Below are 22,697 nucleotides of genomic sequence, written 5' to 3' on the forward strand. Positions count from 1 at the left end.
TAAATTCAACTTTTTTTAAAGCCAAAAAATTGTTGTTGATGAACTTACGCACCTCCTTTCTATTATCCTTACTTTTCGTTTCGGCCCTGACCTTTAGTCAGGTAACCGGAACCATTACCGATGGCACCAATGACTATCCCTTGGAATACGCAACCGCGGCGCTCTACTTTCAAGAAAACGGTGAACTGGCCTCAGGGGTAATTAGCGATATCGAAGGCGTTTTTACCATTCCCGATGTAAAGAAAGGCACCTATTATCTTGAGGCTTCCTTTATTGGTTTTCAGACTAAGATCATAAGGGACATTAACGTGCACAATAGAAATACACCTGTGGATGTTGGTACCATCGAACTCTCCATAGGTGAAAACCAGTTGAGCGAGGTCGTGGTCAAAGGGGAACGAGCAACGGTCATCAACAAGATAGATCGACAAGTATTCGATGCCCAGAAGTTCCAGAACAGCCAGGGCGGCAGCGCTACCGATATGGTCAGGAATATCCCTTCGGTCAGTGTCGACGGACAGGGCGAGATTAGTGTCCGAGGGAGTACAGGTTTTGTGGTGCTGCTCAACGGAAACCCCGTGCAAGGTAATGCATCTACGCTGTTGAACCAGCTTCCGGCAAATGCCATAGATCGGGTGGAGGTCATTACGGCGCCATCCGCCAAATACGATCCCGAAGGAAAGTCAGGGATATTGAACATCATTACCAAAAAGGGAGCTGCCGATGGAGCTTTTACCCAGATCAACGTACGCGGTGGTTTTCCCTCTATCGAACCATACGACAATGACAAAACGCACCAGCGCTACGGTATCGATGCCACCTATAATATCATAAAGGGGGACTGGAACATCTCCCTAGGGGGTAATTACCAACGTAACGATTTGGGGGGTAGACGCGAAGGCGATATTTTTACTATCATCAACGATACTTTGACCCAATTCCCATCCGACGGGGAACGCAGTTTTGACGAGGTCAACTACAGCGGAAGGTTTACCGTTGATTTTACGCCCGATACCCTGAACACTTATTCGTTGGGCTTTTATGCGGGTAAGCGTCAAAAGGACCGTTTGGCCGATATCGTCTACTTTGACAACCACGCCATTACCCCTGCGGAAGACGGCGAGCGGGTCTACACTTTCCAATATTTCAACCACAACCTGCGTACGCGAAGAAGCGATTTCGTATTGGGCAGTTTTGATTACGCACACGTTTTTAAAAATAGTTCGAAACTCTCCACTTCCTTGTTATATGAATACACGCTATTGGGCGGACCAACCGAAAGTGATAATCTGGGATTTCCCGATAACGCTATTATATATCAAAAGGAATACAATACCAACGACAACCCTTTGAACGGCATCCGCTTTCAACTGGACTACACATGGAAACCGTTTTCCTTTGGACAGTTGGAAACCGGGTACCAATACCGCAACCTGAACCACCAAGGGGATTTCGTCTACGAAAGGCGCAACAACGCTACAGGCGAATTCGAATTGGTGCCAGAATTTTCGAGCGAGGTCGATCTCGTACGAGACCTCCATTCTGCCTATGCCCAGTTCACGGCCAAAAAGGATAAATGGGAATATGCCGCAGGTCTGCGCATTGAGGGCATGGACCGTAACTTTGACCTACAAGATAAACTTGGCGAGATAGATACCACCTACACCTACAACTACATCAAACCTTTTCCCTCTGCCTCTGTCCAATATAGCTTCGAGAACAATACCAAGTTAAAGGCGGCCTATAGCAAACGGGTGGAGCGTACTACCACTTTTAAGATGAACCCTTTTCCTGAACGGGAACATTCCGAGACGTTAGAGCAGGGCGACCCCACGCTACGGCCAGAATTCATCGACCTTTTCGAAATGGGCGTAAGCAAGAATTTTGATGGGGGTAATTCCGTTTATGCCACTGCCTACTACCGCAATGTCAAAAACCTGGTCAACCGGGTCAACACAATCTACAACGATACCATCTTGAACCGCATCTATTCCAATGTGGGGGACAGCCGTTCGTTAGGGCTTGAATTCGGCACCCAATTAAAACCGACCAAGAACTGGTCGAACTTTATCGGGGCAAATTTTTATAATTATACTATCGAAGGGGTCTATGAAGGAAGAAGTGTAGATAGCGATGCCTTTGTCTATTCAATCAATGCCATCAGTACGTTCGATTTTTCTGAGACCGCCTCGGCCCAGTTTACCTTTAACTATGTTTCGGCGCAGAATACCGCCCAGGGCGAGGATTCCCGTTTCTATTCCCCTAACCTTACGTTGCGCAAGACCTTTTGCGACGACCGCCTTGTCGCGATCCTGCAATGGCAGAACATCGATATGGGGATTTTGGATACCAACGAACAGCGTATAACTACCTTTCGCGAGGGAGAGTTCTTTACCACGACCAATTATGTGTACGAGGTAGATATGATCATTCTCAACCTGTCCTATACCTTTAACAAGAACAAGGACAAATCGAAATTCATCGACAGCGAGTTCGGGAAGCGTGAATTTTAAGACGAGAATACAACCCCTAGAACTTGTCATAGCTCCGTATCCGGCAAGTCCGCTTCCTATTTATTTTTTTAGTCCCCTGGTCGGATAAAAAACAATCACCAGCACAATCATACCAATGACAATAAGAAAAATAATCTCAAGGTTGGAAAGCAGGTTGTTGGTAGCCAATGATTTTCTAGCCATTTCTGTCAGTTGACGGCCTTCTGTCAGTTGCGTCAAGGCTAAATCGTTCAAATCTTCCATTATCCTTTGTAATGACGACTCTATTTTCCCACGCGCGTTTTCCGTCATTCCTTCCGCACTATTTTTGATTGACTGTTCCAAAGCCGAGAGTTCCTCGACGTTTTTCTGCAACTGCTTAAAATAAAAAGACTCTTTAGCAGTAAGCTTTGTTTTCCCAAATTTCATCAACAGCTCATCGATATGCGCATTTTCCCTAGAACCGTCTGCCAGCGAATCGTGAACCCCTAAAAACAATCGTTTCTCTTGAAACAGATTATTGAGGCGAAAGATATAGTCCTGCGCCACTACCCGATCCTCGAATACGGAATTGACCGTGTTCTGTACCGTCGAAAAATGTCGATGGTCTAGCCGGTTTGTTGCCAAAACCAATAAAAAAACTATGGCCAAGGCAAGACCAGCTTGAAATTTGTGTGATAAGCTTAATGATTTAACCATAGTTTTTTAGGTTATGAAATATTTTAAAGCAGGTACAATGCAAACCTGAATCAGCGCAACTCACCCGATGCGAGGGCCTGTTTTACATTCGCAGCAACGTATAGGTGGCTTCCAAAAAAGCGCTTGCCGTCAGCACGTTTCAAATACACCTTTGCAGTTCCCTCTTTTCTTACTTTTAAGGAGGCAACAACTACTTGAATGTTTTCCATCGCTTGATAATTCGCAAAACCACCACGCTTTATAATGAAATTGGCTCTTGGAAATTGAATGTGCTTATAGTAGTGCGCTGAGGCTTCACCAATTTCGAAAACTGCTCCCACCACTGGTATTTCCCAATTCTTTTCATCCATCACTGGTGAGACCTGTGCTTGCAAAGTAGTAGCAAAGGTTCCAATCCATAAAAAAAATAAGATATTCTTCATAATCAACCTTCGTTTGAAATTAATGATTCAATACATCCTTTTTAGTAAAAGCGTTTCCGTTAAACGGACACCGCTGAAAACCATCCTTAGAACGGTACAAAAATACCAATCTCCTCCAAAAATAGTAGAATCACTATTGTTAATTGAAAGTTAAACTATTAATTATTAATAGTGTTACTATTATATTTGCAAAGATTTAATCCGATTCCAATGGAAAGACTTTTAGAGTCCATCAAAATTACCGTCAACGATAAATTATATATAAAAGATCCCGAATCTTCCGACTTGGGCAAACGTATAATCGAGCATAGCATTCTGATGATTAACGACATGGGCTTTGAAAATTTTACGTTCAGGAAACTCGGAGCAGAAATAAAATCAAACGAAAGTTCCGTTTACCGGTATTTTGAGAGCAAACAAAAGCTATTGCTGTATTTGACATCTTGGTATTGGGGATGGCTCGAATATCGGCTGGTATTTGCCACCAACGGCATTCCCGATCCGGAGCCTAAATTGGCCAAGGCTATAGAAATCGTTACGCAGACAACGGTCAAAGATTGGGTGTTCGCGCATATTAATGAAGAGCTGTTGAACAAGATCGTCATCAATGAATTTTCTAAATCATATCTCACCAAAGAGGTCGACACCAAAAACAAGGAAGGTTACTTCAGTATATATAAAAGATTAATCACCCGAATTAGTGAAATGATCAAGGCGGTCGACAATCATTATGGGTATCCTTTAAGTTTGGCCAGCACCATTTTAGAGGGTTCTTTACATCAACATTTCTTAAAGGAGCATTTTTCATCGCTGACCGACTGTCATAAAGACGAACAACCGACCAAATATTTTACCGATCTGGTCTTTAATCGATTAAACAACCAACCCAATGTCTAAATCTGTTCTCACCGCGTGGCAACGGTTGATTGCGCTGCTTAAACTAGACAGACGCGACATATTGCAGACCTTCTACTATGCCATATATGCAGGTTTGGTGAACCTAACCCTGCCCTTGGGGATTCAGGCGATCATCAATTTGATTCAGGGCGCAGAAATTAGTACCTCTTGGATCATTCTCGTCGTTTTGGTTACCGGCGGTGTGGCTTTCGCCGGTATTCTGCAATTGATGCAGATACGAATCATTGAAAATTTACAGCAGAAAATTTTCACTAGGGCATCCTTCGAATTTACCTATCGGTTTCCCAAAATTAAGATGAGCGAACTTCGAGACTATTATCCTCCTGAATTGGCCAATCGCTTCTTCGATACTTTGACTGTTCAAAAGGGAGTTTCAAAGATTTTAATAGATTTTCCGGCAGCCGTCCTACAGATAATTTTTGGGCTACTTTTACTCTCTTTCTATCATCCCTTCTTTATTATTTATGGCATATTGTTGTTGCTCTTGATCTATGTGGTCTTCAAGTTCACAGTACAAAAGGGTATGAATACTAGTCTTGACGAATCGAAAAGTAAGTATAGGGTCGCACATTGGGTGCAAGAGGTAGCGCGTTCGCTGGTCAGTTTCAAACTCTCTGGAAAAACAAGTCTAGCGGTGAACAAAAACGATCTTCTGGTCACCGAATATCTCAAGGCCCGCGAAAGCCATTTTAGGGTCTTGGTCATTCAGTTCATTCAAATGGTAGGCTTTAAAGTTTTGGTGACCCTTGGGCTGCTATTGATCGGCGGATTGTTGGTGCTGAACCAAGAAATGAATATCGGACAGTTCGTCGCCGCCGAGATCATCATCCTTTTGGTAATTACATCCGTAGAAAAACTGATACGCGGACTGGATACATTTTACGATCTCTTGACCTCGCTCGAAAAACTGGGCCAGGTCGTGGACAAGGACCTGGAAAACCAAGGGGGCGAAACACCTTTTGAGGAAAATACCGAGTTTACGGTAGAACTTGAGAAAGTGGCTTTCGGTTTTCAAAAGCAAAACCCAATTTTACAAGATATATCCCTGACAATACCTCCACGAAGCCATACGTTGATTTTAGGTGCCAGCGGTTCTGGCAAGTCCACGCTCCTGCGCTTGGTCGCAGGTCTTATCGAACCCACCAAAGGCACCATCTTTATTAACGATATTTCTTTGGATGGCATCAATGCGAACCATTACCGATCGTTTTTAGGCCAGTCGCTGACTGAAGAAACTCCTTTTGAGGGTACGCTCTTGGAGAATATCACCTTCGGGGATACCCGTATAACACAAAAAGATCTGCATTGGGCCTTGGAAAAGACCGGTTTGCAGCAGTTCGTCAAGGAGCAGAAAAACGGCATACACACCATGTTATATCCCGAAGGTCAGCAGATACCACATACGGTGATGAAAAAAATCATTCTGGCCCGTAGTATCATTCGAAAACCAAAACTATTGATCCTGAAGGATCCCCTACACCGATTTGACGAAATGGAGGCATTACGGATTATCAAGTTTCTGACCGATTCCAACAATCCTTGGGCCTTACTGGTTGTTAGCCATGATCAAAAGTGGTTGGGCCATTGTGAACGCATCGTAACTATAGCCGGAGGTAAAATCATTTCTGAAAACTAAACTATGCTGAACATCTCAAAAAATCCTGTGAACAAAACCGTGCACCTTACCGGTTTCAAGTCGACGGATATGGTCTTTCATCAACGGCACTATAAACATTTCAATCGGTTTTTGCTGGGCTCGGCGATTTTTGGCTTTATCGTGCTGTTTCTTCCTTGGACCCAGAATATCAGGGGAAGAGGATTTCTTACGACCCTGTCTCCCGACCAACGCCCCCAGACGATACAATCGCCCATTCCCGGCAGAATAGAAAAATGGTACGTACAAGAAGGCGATGTGGTTCAAAAGGGAGATACTATCCTATTTATTTCCGAAATCAAGGGGGAATATTTCGATCCCAAGCTGGTCGAGCGTACCGGCGCACAAATAAAGAATAAAGAATCGTCGGTCATCTCCTACGGAGCCAAGGTCAATGCCTTAAACCAGCAGATCAGGGCTGTGCAGGAGGAACAGGTCCTAAAGACAGAACAGGCCAAGAATAAACTCCTACAATCCAAATTAAAGGTACAGAGCGACAGTATTGACCTTGAGGCGGCAAAAACGAATCTCAAAATTGCCGAGCGGCAGTATGAACGTACGGAGCAACTACAACAAGAAGGCCTTAAGGCCATGACCGATGTAGAGGAAAAGCGTCTAAAGCTACAGGAAACCCAGGCCAAACTTATTTCACAGGAAAATAAACTACTGGCGGCCCGCAACGAAATACTCAACGCGCAAGTAGAAATTCAGCGTATTCGAGCCGAATACACCGATAAGATCTCAAAAGCCCAAAGTGATATGTATACGGCACAATCCAACCAATTCGACTCCGAAGCCCAAGTAACGAAACTGGAGAATTCCTATACAAATTACGCTATGCGGAAAGAAATGTATTATGTCAGGGCACCACAAAAAGGATACATCAATAAAGCCATTCAGGGCGGAATCGGGGAAACCTTCAAGGCAGGAGATCGTTTAGTCGGTATCATGCCCGCTAATATCGATATGGCAGTGGAAACTTTTGTGGAGCCGATCGACCTGCCCTTGGTGCATACGGGTGAAAAAATACGGATACAATTCGACGGTTGGCCTGCTATAGTCTTTAGCGGATGGCCGAACGTATCGTACGGTACTTACGGCGGAATAGTAGTGGCCATCGAAAATTTTATAAGTGAGAACGGAAAATACAGGGTGCTATTGGCCCCCGATTCCGAAGACCATCCATGGCCGAAAGATATTCGGGTAGGTTCGGGGGCCAATACGATTGCGTTACTGGAAGATGTACCGATTTGGTATGAACTTTGGCGGCAGTTGAACGGTTTCCCACCCAACTATTACCAACCCCAAAACACGGCCTCAAGGGATAAAAAATGATGGGACGATTCTCGCTTGCCTACTTCTTACTACTCGGCTTCGGTGCGATTGCACAGCACCCGGATACGCCGGTTTTGAAATTCAGCGAGTTCATAGGCTATGTAAAGCAATATCACCCCATCGCCAAACAGGCGGAACTGGGCATTGACGCTGCCCAGGCAAACCTTATGCGCTCACGAGGAGGCTTTGATCCTAAAATAGAGGTCGATTATGGACGGAAGGCGTTCAAGGGCACGGAATATTACGACCGCCTCAACGCAACCTTCAAAGTACCCGTTTGGTATGGCGTTGACCTAAAGGGGAATTTTGAACAGAATGACGGGGAATTTCTAAACCCATCCGAAATAACACCTACAGACGGGCTGTATAGTGCCGGGGTGTCGGTATCCCTTGGCGAAGGCCTATGGATGAACGAACGGATGGCCACCTTAAAACAAGCTAAATTGTTCAATGATCAAACTTTGGCCGATCGCGATATCAGGGTTAACCAAGTATTGTTCGACGCCTCGTTGGCCTATTTCGAATGGCTGAAAGCCTATCTCGACCTACGTGTTTTTAGCGATTTTCTGGGCAATGCACAAATACGGTTCGAGGGGGTCAAAACAAGTGCCGATGCAGGTGAAGTCGCCGCTATCGACACCGTCGAGGCGAAAATCGCGGTGCAAGACCGTAAACTACAGCTAGAACAGGCGAAACTGGACTTGATGCGGACCGGGCTTGAACTATCCAATTTCCTTTGGATGGGCGACAACATTCCCATGGAACTGCAAGCGAGTACCTTACCCGATACCACATTGATAGATGAGATAGATATCACCTTGAAAATCGAGGGGAACACATTAGACACTTTTACCATTGCAAACCATCCGAAACTGAAATCGTTACGCTTTAAACTCAACGGCCTCGAGGTAGACAAACAATTCAAAACCAATAAACTGCTTCCCAAGATTAACGTTGAATATAACTTCTTGACCGAAACCCCCGAGTACATCAACTCCTTCGAGACTCAAGCATATAAGGGCAAAATTACCTTTAGTATGCCCCTATTTTTAAGAAAGGAACGCGGAGATCTTAAGTTAGCAAAAATTAAAATCCGGGATGCGGAGTTCGAATTCGACAATACTGAAATTCAGATAAAAAATAGTATCGAACAGCTTTTTAACGAACTGGAAGGCTTAAAGGTGCAAACGGCCCTTATCGAAGAGATTGTCGGTAATTACGACATCCTTTTGGCAGCGGAAGAACGAAAATTCAGGTTTGGGGAGAGTTCCCTGTTTTTGGTAAACGCTCGGGAAATCAAACTTATCGATGCCCAATTGAAAAGGAATAGGATGCAGAACAAATATTTCACATCGAAAGCAAAACTTTTCAAAAGTTTGGCCATTAATCCTATGAACTGATTGTTTTAATAGAGAAATCAATTAGACCTTTACTTTTACCTGCGGTATTCACATTTTTCATTCTAATTTTATCATTTTTAAGTTCCGTAGCTTAGGCTATGCAACTGAAAAATCAGACCATTAGGCCAAATAAGCCTAATTTCTCGGTTCCAAACAAAAGGTCTAAATGACTTGAGAGTCAAAAGTTGAAATGCAAAAAATCTAGGTTGAGGATGGTGATTTGAAGCAAAAACCAATGGAATACAACACCAGCGTATTCTAAAAAAGCAATATCTTTCTACACATTATTACTATTAACTAAAAATCATTAAAAAGATGAAATCAAAACGCATCTCCGATAAAATGGAAAAATTATTGAACACCCAGATGACTACCGAGGCCTATCAGGCGCAAGTGTACCTCTCCTACGCCTCTTGGGCGGAAGTAAATAGTTTTTCGGGAATAGCAACCTTTCTCTACGGCCATATGCACGAAGAGCGGGAACATATGTTCAAAATCCTCAAATACATTAACGACCGCGGCGGGGAGACACAAATCGAAGCCATCAAGGCTCCACCCGCAAATCCAAAAAATATCGGCGATTGCCTCCAAAAGGTGCTGAAGGCCGAAATGGACAACTCCAAGGATATTGATAAAATCGTTAACCTGGCGCACGAAGAAAAAGATTGGGCCACCTTCAATTTTGGCCAATGGTTCGTAAAAGAACAAATCGAGGAAGAGAGCCTGGTAAACGAAATTATCGACAAATACAATCTCGCTTCCAACGAGACCAGCGACAATAACAGCCTCTACGAAATGGATCGTGATTTGGCAGGACATTCACAAGAAGGCGATATGCCACGGGAGGAAAAGTTTTAAAAATTGGTTGAAATAAGTAGGACGACCATTAAAACAAAACTCAACACCGTCCCCTAGCGCATGAACCAATGGCCGGTCGAAGGTGTGGAAACGATTGCCGATACTATATAAAATACCATTTTAAATACTAGAAGACCAATCGGAATGCGGTAGTTTTTCTTATGAACAACCATGGATTTTGATTTTTAAAGAGGGATAAACGTTTTAAGGTTCAAGAAAAATACTACTTCATGGGAAGCTTTAGGCAAACTGGGGTTTGCGTCATCTTCTTTTTCGTAGATTTATCGGATAATTTAAAACGAGAACATTAAAATTAATGTAATGAAGAAAACTGGAATTAAAAATTGGATTAAAACCACTGCTATAGTCCTTTTGGCCCTAGCGAGTTTCAACACCTACGCCCAAGAGAAATTCGGGGGACTGGCACTGTACACCGTACGCGACGATATGGGTACCGATGCCAAGGCAACTTTGAAGGCCGTAGCCGATGCAGGCTATAAAAACATCGAAGCCGCGGGATATGATGACGGAAAGTTCTACAACATGAAACCCAAAGCATTCAAATCTCTCTTGAAAAAACTACAGCTTACGCCCATCAGCACCCATCAAGGCAGTGTAACCTTAGAAAATGCAGAGGCCATGATGGCCGAGGTGAAAGCGGCCGGCTTCGAATATTTTGTGATACCGGTACCCCCGATGGGCCTGTTCAAATTCGACGACAAAACCCGAACGATGAGTATGGCCGGCGGTGCCAAAAATCTAGCGGAAATTTTGGATACCTTGGGCGAAAAGGCAAGTGCAGCGGGTCTCCAATTGCTCTACCACAACCACGATTTTGAATTTAAAAAAGATGCCGATGGCATCGTTACTATCGATTACCTCTTGGAAAACTGCAACCCCGATTATGTCAACTTTCAAATGGATCTCTATTGGGTCGTCAAAGCGGGCGCCGATCCCCTAGCCTATTTCGAAAAATACCCCGGACGTTTTAAAATCTGGCACGTAAAGGATATGGACGACCAAGGCCGCTTTGCCCCCGTAGGAAAAGGCCATATCGATTTCGCCCGTATTCTGGATAAAAAAGAACAATCGGGCATGGAATATTATATGGTGGAACAGGATCGGACCTTCGACGGTATGAAACCGTTGGAAGCTATAAAAATAAGCCACGAGGGCATTAAGGAATTTGGATTTGAGTAGCAATTGCCGTCTGAAAGAAATAATTTTCGGTTAAGCTCAATGAACAAGACTCAATTACTTCCGGGGTTTTCATAGTTGAATCTCTATTCAACAGGTCATCATATTGAAAGTGAATTAAGCGATCAGCGGTTTTCGCATTTTATAAATTGGAAACCGCTGCCTTCGCCCTTTCAAACTCTTCCATCATATCCGCCACGATTTCCGCGGCAGGTTTAATCTCATGGATGAGGGCGGATACTTGCCCAATTTCCAGCTCGCCTTCTTCCATATCGCCTTCGAACATACCGCGTTTGGCGCGGGCGCGTCCTAAAAGTTCGCTCAATTCTTCGTTTGTCGCTCCATTGGCATAGGCTTTTTGAATATCTTGGTAAAACTTGTTCTTTAGCAAACGCACGGGTGCCAGTTCCTTTAGGGTCAGATGTGTATCCCCTTCCCCAGCGTCCACTACTCTTTGTTTGAAGAGGTCGTGGGACGAAGCTTCATGGCTAGCTACGAACCGGCTGCCGACTTGTACCCCATCTGCGCCCAATACCATAGCGGCCAACATGGCGCGGCCCGTTGCGATTCCTCCAGCGGCGATAAGGGGAACATGAATCTTTTCCTTTACTGCGGGAATCAAAGTCAAGGTAGTGGTCTCGTCCCGACCATTATGTCCACCTGCCTCAAACCCTTCGGCAACTATGGCGTCGACATCTGCCTCCTGAGCCTTTAAGGCAAATTTTACACTGCTGACCACCTGAACTACGGTAATTCCTTTTTCCTTTAAATAGGAGGTATATTTTTTAGGATTCCCGGCGGAGGTAAAAACGATTTTCACATTGAGTTCTACAATAATATGCATAAGCTTGTCCACATCAGCATACATAAGAGGTACGTTCACACCGAACGGAAATTCCGTAGCCTGTTGGCATTTTTCTATATGTTCGCGTAAAACTTCTGGGTACATGGAACCTGCCCCGATAAGTCCCAATCCCCCGGCATTGGAAACCGCAGATGCCAAGCGCCACCCACTCGCCCAGACCATACCCGCTTGAACAATAGGATATTGCACACCAAAAAGTTCCGTGATTTTATTCTGCAAAGGATTATTGGATTTTAAAAGGATTAAAATAGTTAAGGAACATCAAGATAAAATGTTATGCAGGAGCGAGGCTTGCCTTCCTCTAGGGTTTGTAGGCTACGAAATCACGCCCGACCCGATCAACTCGTCTTCAACATACCAAGCAACAAACTGCCCTTCGGTGATGGCGGATTGCTGCTCTTCAAAATCAACATACAATCCTCCGTCAACCTTGTACAAAGTTGCTTTTTGCAAAGGCTGGCGATAGCGGATACGGGCCATGACGGACATTGCTGCATCCACTTTCAAGGCCAGATCCGTACGCACCCAATGGATCTCATCATCCGTTACGAAGAGCGTTCTGCGATACAGTCCCGGGTGCGCTTTGCCCTGTCCGGTGTAGATTACATTTTCTTCCACATCGGTATCGATAACAAAAAGTGGTTCTTTGGTGCCGCCGACATCCAATCCCTTGCGCTGGCCTTTCGTAAAATAGTGGGCGCCTTGATGCTCGCCTACTATCCTACCATCCTTAATTTGATATTGCGGTTTTTGGGAAAAATAGGCCAATTCGTCGGCCTTACCATTAAATTTCGGCAAAATTCTTTGATAGTGGACAACATCCGAAGGCACCTCGACGATAACCCCCTTTTTAGACTTCAGTTTTTGTTGCAGAAAATCGGGCAACCTGACCTTCCCAATAAAACAAAGGCCTTGGGAATCCTTTTTATCCGCTGTTATCAAATCATTCTCCCCCGCAATTCGACGGACTTCCGGCTTGGTCAGCTCACCGATGGGAAAAAGCGTTTTTGACAACTGGTCTTGGGAAAGCTGGCATAAAAAATAGGATTGATCTTTATTGGTATCCTTCCCCGCCAATAATTGATAGGTTTCCGACCCGTCCGTATTTTTCAATATACCCTTTCTACAGTAATGGCCGGTCGCCACAAAATCGGCACCAAGCTGTAACGCAATTTTAAGGAAGACATCGAACTTGATTTCACGATTGCAGAGCACATCGGGATTGGGCGTGCGCCCCCTTTCATATTCCGCGAACATATAATCGACAATACGCTCCTTATATTCCACGCTCAAATCGACCGTCTGAAAAGGAATCCCTAGTTTTTCGGCGACAATAAGCGCGTCGTTGCTGTCTTCCAACCACGGACATTCCTCGGAAATTGTCACGGAATCATCGTGCCAATTCTTCATAAAAAGGCCGATGACATCATAACCTTGCTCCTTAAGAAGGCACGCCGCCACGCTTGAATCTACGCCGCCAGACAATCCGATGACCACTTTTTTCATCCCTTTACTAATTGAATCGCAAAAATACGAAATTCATCAAAGGATATTATTGTAGCCGAAGCTCTAAAATAGCACAGATTTCAAGATAGACGCAAGTTTTTATTTCGCTCAATGGCGCAGAGATTTATCAGCGTAGTAGAGCTAACCACCCACTACAAAAACAATTTATTTTGTTTATTATAATTTAATTAACGTTAAACAAAATTGACTTTTATGTTTTTTCCATACTTTAGCCTTAAACTAAAATTGCAGCACATTTTGTTCGGCTTAATTACTAATTTAAAACCCTTTAATATGAAGAATTTTAATTTTAAAACCTTATCGGCATTAACGCTGGTTCTTTTTATGGCCTTTTCATGTAGTGACGATGATAATGGCGCGACCCCTCCGACGATTCCGGATCCGGTAGACCCAACTCCCCCTACGGAAGAGGCTATGAGTATTGTTGAGACAGCGGTAGCGACTGAAGATTTAAGTACTTTGGTAGCGGCCCTAGAAAAAGCCGATTTAGTAGAAACCCTTCAAGGAGACGGTCCTTTTACGGTATTCGCTCCGACCAATGAAGCCTTTCAGGCATTTTTGGATGCCAACGATGATTTTGCCAGTTTGGACGACATACCCGTGGAAGTCCTTACCCAAGTGTTATTGAATCATGTAGTTGCAGGGGAAAATACTTCTTCTACCTTGGCAACAGGTTATGTAAGTTCTTCATCCACTGCCGGAGTCGACGGAAAAGCATTAAGCCTTTATGTGGATACGACTGATGGTGTAAAAATTAACGGTGTTTCAGTGACCACTGCAGATGTTGCAGCTTCAAACGGAGTTGTGCATATCGTGGATCAGGTTATTGGTCTTCCGAATATCGTAGACCATGCGATCTACAACGGTGCGTTAACCAGTTTAGTGGGTGCCCTTACAGCAGATGGCAATACTACCTTCACAGACCTTTTGAGTTCAACAGACCAAAAGTTTACCGTATTTGCACCGGTCAACGACGCTTTCACTGCGTTTGAGAACCTTAACGGTAATGACATCAATATGATACTTGCGAATCATGTAATTGCCGGGAGTGCATTGGTTGCCTCAGATCTTTCGAATTCATACGCCAAAACGGCTGCTATGAATGTCGACGGAGATGCATTGAGTATTTATATCAATACCGACGACGGAGTAAAGCTAAACGGTATCAGCACGGTAGCCATACCGGACATAGTGGCTACCAATGGTATCATACATGCGGTAGATACAGTTATCGATTTACCTACCGTAGTGACGTTTGCCACAGCTGACACGGAAAACTTTTCCTCCCTTATTGGTGCTTTGACCGCAGAGGGACAACCCGATTTTGTAAGTGTTCTTAGTACCCCGACCGGTACAGACCCTGCGCCCTTCACCGTATTCGCACCGGTCAACAGCGCATTCGAAGCATTGGCCGAAGTGCCTACCGGCGAGACACTTACCGCAATATTGCAACATCATGTAATTGGTGGAAACAATATCGTTGCCGGAGACCTGACCGATGGCTTGATCTCACCGGCTACCTTGGAAGGCGATGTCTTGACCTTTACTGCAGCTGGTGACGGTTTTAGTATTACCGATGGAGCTGGAAACAGTGATATCAATATAATCGTAACCGATGTCCAGGCCATGAACGGTGTTGTTCATGCGATTGACAAAATGATGATTCCCAACTTGGATAACTAGCATTATTCATACTTAATATCATAAAGCCGCTATTTGTTAGCGGCTTTTTTATTTTTTATAAATACTATTACATCCATTTAGCTATCAATTCATTTTACTGATTTTTAAAATTAGTATAAAATTTAAATGCTTCCTCCAAAACATTTTTTGTTTTATATTATGAACCTAATGTTAAACAGATTACTTGTATAATAAATTGTCAGTTGCCTTAACTACTAAGCATATATTTTACCATCAACCAAACCGAATTGTTAAAATAATGGATGATTTTAAATAAGTCTGGTTTTTTGATTAGTAAATCATTTATTAAACTTTTATCTAAAGCTATTTATTATGAACTCTTAGAGGCATCCTTTGGAACCGAGCATATAGGATTTTGAGGTCAGATGTAACAGAAAATGATGCTCAAGTCTTGCAAGCCGATGCAGAAGCCAGCAATGGTATCGTTCATGTTATCGATAAGGTATTACTGCAACAAGAAGTGTTGACTATTTTGAATCCGCCTTCACATTAATTAATGGGATGACTCTTCCAATTTAATGAAACCTTTCTAGACCTATTCTAGGAAAGTTATTTTATTGAACCATCGTGGTAGTTTACTTATAGAAAATTCAAACATCAAAATTGCCATCCTTGGCATACAAGAACAGGAGCTTGACAACTTCCATTTTTTTAAATGGGACGTAACCCGCATCTTTACCCTCCCAAATCTTACCAAACCAATCTAACTTGATGCTTGAGACCCTGACAGGAATGTCGGGGTCTTTTTCTTAATGCATTAGGCTGACTCTAACTTCATATTTGAGACCCTTACAGGAATGTCGGGCTCATTTGTCTAATGCACTGGATAACCTTAACCTTATGTGTGAGACTCTAACGGGAATGTCGGGCTCATTTGTCTAATGCTCTTGGGTAACCCTAACCTGATGCTTGAGACCCTGACAGGAATGTTGGGGTCTTTTGTTTTCTGCACTACGCTATCCAGATGTTTGAAAACCCGGCCACTAAATAGCAATGGTTTTTTTCTATCGCTTTCCAACTTTTTTCTGCTCCTCGGCCTGCTCCATCATCTCGCGCATTTTGCGTTGGAACTTGTTTTCCTTTTTTGGTTTCTTCTTGTTCTCCTGGATCTGGGCATGGATCCGGTCGTTATCGAGAATAAAGTTCTTAATGACCAACATGATACCTATGGTAATCAAATTTGACACAAAATAGTACAAACTTAGGCCACTAGCATAGTTGTTGAAAAAGAACAGCATCATCAAAGGCATCAGGTACATGATAAACTTCATGTTCGGCATGCCCGGCTGTGTGGGCATATTCTGCCCTGTGGTCATCATCATGTAAAAGAAAATAGCTATAGACGCCAAAATCGGGAAAAGACTCACGTGATCTCCATAGAACGGAATCTCGAAAGGCAAATTAGCGACCACATCGTAAGAGGAAAGGTCATCGGCCCATAAGAAGGGTTTTTGACGCAGCGCAAACGAGGTCGGGAAGAACATGAACAGCGCATAGAATATCGGCATCTGCAATAAGGCCGGTACACATCCACTCATGGGACTGACCCCCGCCTTACCGTACAGCTTCATGGTCTCTTGCTGCTTTTTCATGGCATTGTCCTTATACTTCTCCCCCAGCTCGGTGATTTCCGGTTTCAGCACCTTCATCTTGGCCTGTGATAGATAAGACTTATAAGTAACGGGGGACATGGCCAGTCGCACCAAAATGGTCATGATGACAATGGCAATTCCAAAAGGCAGAAACGAACTTAAGAAGGAATAAAAGGGAGTAAAGACATAGCGGTTGATCCATCCGAAGATACCCCACCCGAAGGGAATGGAATCGTCAAGACCCAATTCCCCATATTTTGATAAAACATCGATATCGGTAGGACCATAAAACCAATACATGTTTTGCGAAAGCTCCCCGCCATCCATCGTCAAGGGAATCGATGCACCAAATTCTTTGGTGAAGGCTTGGGTATGGGTTTCTTCTTCCACCAAGTTTGTAGAGGTAAGATCGGCACTTTTAAAATTACTCTTGTCGGCCAATATCGAACTAAAAAAGTGTTGTCTAAAAGATACCCATTTGACGTCTTGGCCCTTCTCATCATCATCGCTACTGATCGATAAATAATCGATATCCCCGCCTTCATTGTTATAAGTAAGTTCGGTGTACCTGTTCTCATATTTTACACTCTTCGAATGTCGGATACCTTTTAATTTCCAGTTCAAAGTTATAGGCTGGCTGCTATTGACTACGCCGTTCAGGCCTTGAGAGCGCACGGTGAAATCGACCAGATAATCATCCGGTTTCATTTCGTAGCGGTATTCCAAGAATTTATCTGGACCCGCTTTGGCCTTCATAGTAAGGACTTGATTACCATTGCTTTCGCTTAATGAGGGCTCAAAATAAAGGTCTTCGGTATTTAGCACACGATTATCGGAAGTTGTAAAATGCAACCCGAACGAAGCATTGCCATCCCTAATAAGGTATACGGGTATGGAATCATACGTATGGTACTGCTTCATGCGCGCCTCGATAATCTGGCCGCCCTTGTTGCTGATTTCCAAGTAGACCAAATCATTCTGCAGCTTGCTCGTCTCATCCGAGGCTTGCGTAAAACCGAAGGCTCCGATCTTGCTCTTATAATCGGCTACGGCGGTCGAATCTTGAAGATTGATCTGTGCGGGTTCTGGAGTTGCTTTTTCTTCGGTTACCTGCGGTTCGGCTTCTTCCGCCATTTGTTCTTGTTTCGCCTTTTCCGCCTTGACCTCTTCCGGTGTGGGCCGGTTTTGATAAAACATAAAAATGAGGATACCGAATATCAGCACAAAACCGATAATAGAATTTATATCTACTTTTTTCTCTTCCATGTAAAATTTTAATTTGGCTTTGGCCTGGTCGGCTAGACCCGTCAGGTTTTCGTTCCAATTAAATAGTACGAATATTCAAACTGTACGACTTTGCCAGCTAACATAAGCCCGACAGGTATAATTATTCCAATTAACAAATATATGTCCAATTCTCGAACTTATGTCAAACTGGCACTAGTTCGCTTCAATTTTTGGGTCAAGGCCGCCTTTACGAATCCGACAAAAAGCGGATGCGGATTAGCCACCGTGCTCTTATATTCAGGATGGTATTGCACCCCGATAAACCAGGGATGATCTTTTAATTCGATAATTTCTACCAGTCCCGTTTCCTTATTTATTCCCGAAGCCATCAATCCGGCTTCTTCAAGTGGTGCTTTATACGCATTATTGAACTCATAACGGTGGCGATGTCTTTCCGAAATGGAACTTACGTCGTTATAGACTTTTCGCACAATGCTATTTTCGGCCAGCTCACAGTCCCAGGCCCCTAAACGCATAGTGCCGCCTTTGTTGACAACATTCTTTTGCTCTTCCATCAAACTTATTACCGGATCTGAGGTGCTGGCATCCATTTCAGTGGAATTGGCATCTTTTAATCCCAATACATTGCGGGCATATTCGATGACCGCCATTTGCATCCCCAGGCAAATACCCAAAAAGGGAATACCGTTTTCACGGGCGTATTGTACGGCCCTGATCTTGCCAATGATACCCCGTTTTCCGAATCCGGGAGCGACAAGTACCCCATCGAGCAAATCTAATTTTTTAACCAAGTTCTTTTCCGAAAGATGTTCGGAATGAATCGAACGGATATTTACCCGCACCTCGTTGGCCGCCCCGGCATGGATCAGGGATTCTAAAATGGATTTATAGGAATCCTGTAACTCCACATACTTCCCGATAAGTCCGATAGTAATCTCGTGCTTCGGATTTTTATGCCTGTTCAGGAATTCGTTCCATTGGGTAAGATCCGGTTCGGTGTTGTTCGGGAGTCCCAGTTTTTTAAGCACTACGGTATCCAAACCTTCCTCTTGCATCAAGATTGGTACGTCGTAGATGGTTGATGCATCGATCGACTGTATGACCGCCTCACGTTTCACGTTGCAGAAAAGCGCCAATTTATCCTTCAGATCATCGGGAATTTCATGTTCCGTGCGGCAGACCAGGATATCGGCCTTGATACCGCTCTCCATAAGCGTCTTTACTGAATGCTGTGTTGGTTTTGTCTTCAATTCCCCGGCTGCGGAAAGATAGGGGACCAAAGTAAGGTGTATGACGATACCATTATTGTCGCCCAATTCCCACAACAACTGGCGCACGGCCTCTATATAGGGCAATGACTCGATATCGCCGACGGTACCACCGATTTCGGTGATAACCATATCGTACTCGCCGCTATTGCCCAGCAATTGAACTCGGTGTTTAATTTCATTCGTGATGTGGGGAACGACTTGCACCGTCTTTCCCAAAAACTCGCCGCGCCGTTCTTTTTCGATAACACTTTGATAAATTCTGCCGGTGGTAACATTGTTCGCCTGCGAAGTACGCACGTTCAAGAAACGTTCATAATGGCCCAAATCGAGATCGGTCTCCGCGCCATCATCGGTCACATAACATTCTCCATGCTCATATGGGTTCAACGTGCCCGGGTCTACGTTGATATAAGGATCTAATTTCTGTATCGTGGTCTTGTATCCCCTTGCCTGCAACAGTTTGGCAAGTGAGGCGGCAATAATCCCTTTTCCTAAGGATGAAGTTACTCCTCCCGTAACGAAAATGTATTTTGTGTCTGACATGGTGGCTTCGTTGTACGGGAGGCAAAAGTACAAAAGGCAGGGAGAAATCAACGTAACCGCCTTGGAAAATCTTTTTGAATTTTATGGATGAGCGGTTCCAGTCCGTTTACCTTGATTTCTAGGATGGAGGCCATCAGCTTTCCCAGTTTACCATCCGGAAAGCCTTTTTGCTTGAACCAAATCAGATAGGCCTCTGGAAGGTCTACCAAATATCTGTCCTTGAATCTTCCAAAGGGCATACGGTAGTGGGCCAGTTCGATGAGCTTTTCTTTATCGGGAGTAACATCCATTTGTAAAGTAAAAATACTATATTTAACCTACTTTTAGGTAAAGGGGAAAACAAAAACAGCAAACTACTTACAATGAAACGAAGAACTTTTATAGGCACATCCGCCGCCGCATCGGTCGGAGTATTGGCCGCCCAGACAGGAAACGCCATGGCATCCAAAGAGAACAAACCCTTGGAACTCAAGAACAATATCAACCACAGTGCCTGCTTTTGGTGCTACAACCCCATACCCTTAGATGAATTTTTGGGAAACCTGAAAGACCTTGGCGTTACGGCCATCGATTTGGTCGGTCCGGAAGATTGGCCGCTATTGAAAAAACACGGTGTTCATGCCGCAATGTGCTGGGGTGCCGGACTTGGCATCGAAAAGGGATGGAACGACCCTAAATTACATACCGAATTGATCGAAAGCTTTACCGATGTTATACCCAAAGTGGCCGAAGCTGGCTTTACCAACCTCATCACCTTTAGCGGAAATCGCAATGGTATGGACGATAAGGTCGGGCTTCAAAACTGCGTTGACGGCCTAGAACAAATACTACCCTTGGCAGAAAAATATGGCGTGGTAATTCAGATGGAGCTGCTCAATTCAAAAGTCAACCATAAAGATTATATGTGCGATCACAGCCTATGGGGCGTTGAGCTCTGTAAGCAGTTAGGCTCGGAAAATTTCAAATTGCTCTACGATATTTACCACATGCAGATCATGGAAGGTGATGTCATCCGCACTATTCAGGACTACCATCCTTATTTTGGACATTACCATACAGGAGGCAACCCCGGCCGCCACGAAATCGACGAGACCCAGGAACTTTTTTACCCGGCTATCATGAAGGCGATACTAGCTACAGGGTACGAAGGCCATGTGGCTCAAGAGTTCGTTCCGTCTTGGGATGATAAGATTGCAGCCTTAAAGCAGGGGGTTGCAATATGTGATGTGTAAGAGGCTGAAACTTTTTACCCCTTACCCCTCAGATGCAAAAAAGACACAGAACCAGTAAACAATCAATACCTATTGAATCATCTTAACATCAAAATCAAGAAAAATGAAAAAAGCAATCAGTTATTTAGCACTTACGGCTATCGCTCTCTTGACAGTACAATCAATCTCCGCCCAAGAATTTAGTAAGGGCACAAACGTCATCAATGCCGGTATCGGTATTGGAGGTAATTTTTATTATGGCGGTTTGGGTAATTCCTCTCAAAGTATAGGTCTGAATGCAAGTTATGAAAGGGGAATTTGGGAAACGGGAGACTTTGGCATTGTGAGTCTTGGAGGCTATCTCGGCTATAAATCATACACATCGAATCGTGGATTTGGCGGTGCAACCTATGATTACAACTATACGATTATTGGGGTACGTGGAGCTTTTCATTATATCGATCTTGATGTCGAAAACCTAGATGTCTACGGCGGAGCAATGCTTTCGTACAATATCGCTTCGATCGATAGTGGTTATTCTGGCGGTCTGGACAGTAGACCAAGTGCTACCGTTTTTGTAGGCGGCCGTTGGTACTTTACAGAACAATTCGGAGTTTTTGCCGAAGCTGGTTACGGGGTATCCATTTTATCCCTTGGTGTAGCCTTTAGATTCTAGGAAACTGCACATTCAATTCTCAAAATTTCGAGAAGCCGTCCCTTAACCAAACGAGACGGCTTTTTTTTTGTGATTTCTTCCCGGCTTCCTACATTAAGGAGCTTAACTATTCAAATCTTGGGAAGGTTCCAAAGGGGTTTGGGACTTCCTTTTTATGGTTCGACGACCAACTCCTCGGCGATGCTTCGATTCCATAATAATTGACGCTGCAAATCTTTTGAAAAATCGGTCTCCCGATCGTATTTGTTTTGGAAAATAAGGAGTTCTTTGAGTATTTGTTTGTAGATATCCCTCACTTCTTCCTTGACATTATCGGTGAATCGGAATTCTGCCAAGCGCTTACGGAATTTACGGGCATGCAGTTCCGCGATATCGAAGTGCAATCGCTCGTGACTTAAGATTATGGAGTCGCAAATTTCGGGACGGTACCATGATTTTTGAGGAAAGAATACGCACTTCACCTCGATCCCCAAAAATTGCTGTCCGTTTTGCTCATTTGCCGTAAAAGCATAACTAATACCGGTTGCCGTGGTAGCCGCCGCCCACTCGGTCTTGAAATAGCTTCCCTTAAAATCGGACCATTGTAGTTTGCGGTCCGCGTTCCAAGGGATAGTCTCCTCCTGTGAAAAAACAAATCCTATTATACAGAGGAAAAATATGGACAAATAAAATCTCAACGCTCCCAAGAAAACGTAATTACCTTTTCGATATCGGGATGTAAACTGTAGTGAACGGAGCAAGTATTTGCCGTGTTTTCCAAGATTTTGCGGTGCTTATCCGAAACATCGGCGGGTAAATTTAGCTTCGCTTCTATTTTGGCTATCCTTCTAGGGCCGGAAGCCATATGTTTGGTGATTTCTACGGTGGCGTCCGTCAAATCTATATGCAAGCTTTTAGCCTTTATACCCATAACGGTAATCATGCAACTTCCGAATCCCGTGGCCACGGTATCGGTCGGGGAAAATGCCTGCCCCAATCCGTTGTTATCCAACGGGGCATCTGTCATAAAGGTATTTCCTGAACGAATATGTTCGCAGGTAGTCCGCAATTCGCCGTTGTAGGTAATTTTTGAAGTCATATCAAAA

The 22,697-nt window shown here is 44.0% G+C and carries 20 protein-coding genes; 11 read left to right on the top strand and 9 right to left on the bottom strand.

What is annotated here, in order from left to right:
- The first annotated feature begins 38 nt into the window (after nucleotides 1–38).
- Nucleotides 39–2,513, top strand: a complete 2,475-nt coding sequence (locus BLT07_RS11235; RefSeq protein ID WP_091868701.1) for a TonB-dependent receptor — start codon at nucleotides 39–41, stop codon at nucleotides 2,511–2,513.
- 60 nt (nucleotides 2,514–2,573) lie between these two features.
- On the opposite strand, the gene BLT07_RS11240 is transcribed toward BLT07_RS11235, so the two are convergent.
- Both BLT07_RS11240 and BLT07_RS11245 read right to left on the bottom strand, forming a co-directional pair.
- Entirely contained in the window at nucleotides 2,574–3,191 is a 618-nt protein-coding gene (locus BLT07_RS11240) for an MCP four helix bundle domain-containing protein (RefSeq protein ID WP_091868703.1), read from the bottom strand.
- A gap of 50 nt (nucleotides 3,192–3,241) precedes the next feature.
- Nucleotides 3,242–3,613, bottom strand: coding sequence for a hypothetical protein (locus tag BLT07_RS11245; protein ID WP_245726525.1), 372 nt, complete (start codon nucleotides 3,611–3,613; stop codon nucleotides 3,242–3,244).
- 210 nt (nucleotides 3,614–3,823) lie between these two features.
- Between BLT07_RS11245 and BLT07_RS11250 the strand changes: the two genes are divergently transcribed.
- The 6 genes from BLT07_RS11250 (at nucleotide 3,824) to BLT07_RS11275 (ending at nucleotide 10,978) form a co-directional block, all read left to right on the top strand.
- Nucleotides 3,824–4,510 carry a TetR/AcrR family transcriptional regulator gene (locus BLT07_RS11250; RefSeq protein ID WP_091868705.1) on the top strand — a complete coding sequence of 229 codons (687 nt, stop codon included), beginning with the start codon at nucleotides 3,824–3,826 and terminating at the stop codon, nucleotides 4,508–4,510.
- Nucleotides 4,503–6,167 (top strand): peptidase domain-containing ABC transporter, encoded by a 1,665-nt coding sequence (locus BLT07_RS11255; RefSeq protein WP_091868708.1) that lies wholly within the window; start codon nucleotides 4,503–4,505, stop codon nucleotides 6,165–6,167. The genes BLT07_RS11250 and BLT07_RS11255 overlap by 8 nt, the downstream gene beginning before the upstream one ends.
- Nucleotides 6,168–6,170: 3 nt before the next feature.
- Nucleotides 6,171–7,520 carry an HlyD family secretion protein gene (locus tag BLT07_RS11260; RefSeq protein WP_091868710.1) on the top strand — a complete coding sequence of 450 codons (1,350 nt, stop codon included), beginning with the start codon at nucleotides 6,171–6,173 and terminating at the stop codon, nucleotides 7,518–7,520.
- Complete coding sequence (locus tag BLT07_RS11265; protein ID WP_317040755.1) at nucleotides 7,517–8,920, top strand: TolC family protein; 1,404 nt, start codon at nucleotides 7,517–7,519, stop codon at nucleotides 8,918–8,920. Before BLT07_RS11260 ends, BLT07_RS11265 begins: the two co-directional genes overlap by 4 nt.
- A gap of 315 nt (nucleotides 8,921–9,235) precedes the next feature.
- Entirely contained in the window at nucleotides 9,236–9,778 is a 543-nt protein-coding gene (locus tag BLT07_RS11270) for a ferritin (protein ID WP_091868711.1), read from the top strand.
- A 321-nt stretch (nucleotides 9,779–10,099) separates the two neighbouring features.
- On the top strand, nucleotides 10,100–10,978 hold the full coding sequence (locus tag BLT07_RS11275; RefSeq protein WP_091868713.1) for a sugar phosphate isomerase/epimerase family protein: 879 nt from the start codon (nucleotides 10,100–10,102) through the stop codon (nucleotides 10,976–10,978).
- A 139-nt stretch (nucleotides 10,979–11,117) separates the two neighbouring features.
- On the opposite strand, the gene BLT07_RS11280 is transcribed toward BLT07_RS11275, so the two are convergent.
- Complete coding sequence (locus BLT07_RS11280; protein WP_091868715.1) at nucleotides 11,118–12,059, bottom strand: NAD(P)H-dependent flavin oxidoreductase; 942 nt, start codon at nucleotides 12,057–12,059, stop codon at nucleotides 11,118–11,120.
- A 96-nt stretch (nucleotides 12,060–12,155) separates the two neighbouring features.
- The gene (gene mnmA, locus BLT07_RS11285) at nucleotides 12,156–13,346 is read right to left on the bottom strand and encodes a tRNA 2-thiouridine(34) synthase MnmA (RefSeq protein WP_091868717.1); all 1,191 of its coding nucleotides are present in this window, start codon (nucleotides 13,344–13,346) and stop codon (nucleotides 12,156–12,158) included.
- A 294-nt stretch (nucleotides 13,347–13,640) separates the two neighbouring features.
- Between mnmA and BLT07_RS11290 the strand changes: the two genes are divergently transcribed.
- Both BLT07_RS11290 and BLT07_RS21730 read left to right on the top strand, forming a co-directional pair.
- Nucleotides 13,641–15,050: a fasciclin domain-containing protein gene (locus BLT07_RS11290; protein ID WP_091869009.1), complete on the top strand. Its 1,410-nt coding sequence runs from the start codon at nucleotides 13,641–13,643 to the stop codon at nucleotides 15,048–15,050.
- A 376-nt stretch (nucleotides 15,051–15,426) separates the two neighbouring features.
- Nucleotides 15,427–15,564, top strand: coding sequence for a fasciclin domain-containing protein (locus BLT07_RS21730; RefSeq protein ID WP_217633314.1), 138 nt, complete (start codon nucleotides 15,427–15,429; stop codon nucleotides 15,562–15,564).
- Nucleotides 15,565–16,075: 511 nt separating this feature from the next.
- Here the strand turns inward: BLT07_RS21730 and yidC are convergent.
- The 3 genes from yidC to BLT07_RS11310 form a co-directional block, all read right to left on the bottom strand.
- Nucleotides 16,076–17,929 carry a membrane protein insertase YidC gene (gene yidC, locus BLT07_RS11300; RefSeq protein WP_091868721.1) on the bottom strand — a complete coding sequence of 618 codons (1,854 nt, stop codon included), beginning with the start codon at nucleotides 17,927–17,929 and terminating at the stop codon, nucleotides 16,076–16,078.
- Nucleotides 17,930–18,087: 158 nt separating this feature from the next.
- A complete protein-coding gene (locus BLT07_RS11305) occupies nucleotides 18,088–19,725 on the bottom strand; it encodes a CTP synthase (RefSeq protein WP_091868723.1) in 1,638 nt (545 codons plus the stop codon).
- A 47-nt stretch (nucleotides 19,726–19,772) separates the two neighbouring features.
- Complete coding sequence (locus tag BLT07_RS11310; protein ID WP_091868725.1) at nucleotides 19,773–20,015, bottom strand: DUF3820 family protein; 243 nt, start codon at nucleotides 20,013–20,015, stop codon at nucleotides 19,773–19,775.
- 72 nt (nucleotides 20,016–20,087) lie between these two features.
- On the opposite strand from BLT07_RS11310, the gene BLT07_RS11315 reads away from it, so the two are divergent.
- Nucleotides 20,088–20,957, top strand: a complete 870-nt coding sequence (locus BLT07_RS11315; RefSeq protein WP_091868727.1) for a hydroxypyruvate isomerase family protein — start codon at nucleotides 20,088–20,090, stop codon at nucleotides 20,955–20,957.
- Between the two features lie 103 nt (nucleotides 20,958–21,060).
- Nucleotides 21,061–21,612: a hypothetical protein gene (locus BLT07_RS11320; RefSeq protein ID WP_091868729.1), complete on the top strand. Its 552-nt coding sequence runs from the start codon at nucleotides 21,061–21,063 to the stop codon at nucleotides 21,610–21,612.
- A gap of 152 nt (nucleotides 21,613–21,764) precedes the next feature.
- Here BLT07_RS11320 and BLT07_RS11325 read toward each other — a convergent pair whose 3' ends face one another.
- Nucleotides 21,765–22,277, bottom strand: a complete 513-nt coding sequence (locus BLT07_RS11325; RefSeq protein ID WP_245726526.1) for a DUF922 domain-containing protein — start codon at nucleotides 22,275–22,277, stop codon at nucleotides 21,765–21,767.
- An 8-nt stretch (nucleotides 22,278–22,285) separates the two neighbouring features.
- Entirely contained in the window at nucleotides 22,286–22,690 is a 405-nt protein-coding gene (locus BLT07_RS11330; RefSeq protein WP_091868731.1) for an OsmC family protein, read from the bottom strand.
- Nucleotides 22,691–22,697: the final 7 nt, after the last annotated feature.

The organism is Pricia antarctica (assembly GCF_900101815.1).
Lineage (GTDB): Bacteria > Bacteroidota > Bacteroidia > Flavobacteriales > Flavobacteriaceae > Pricia > Pricia antarctica.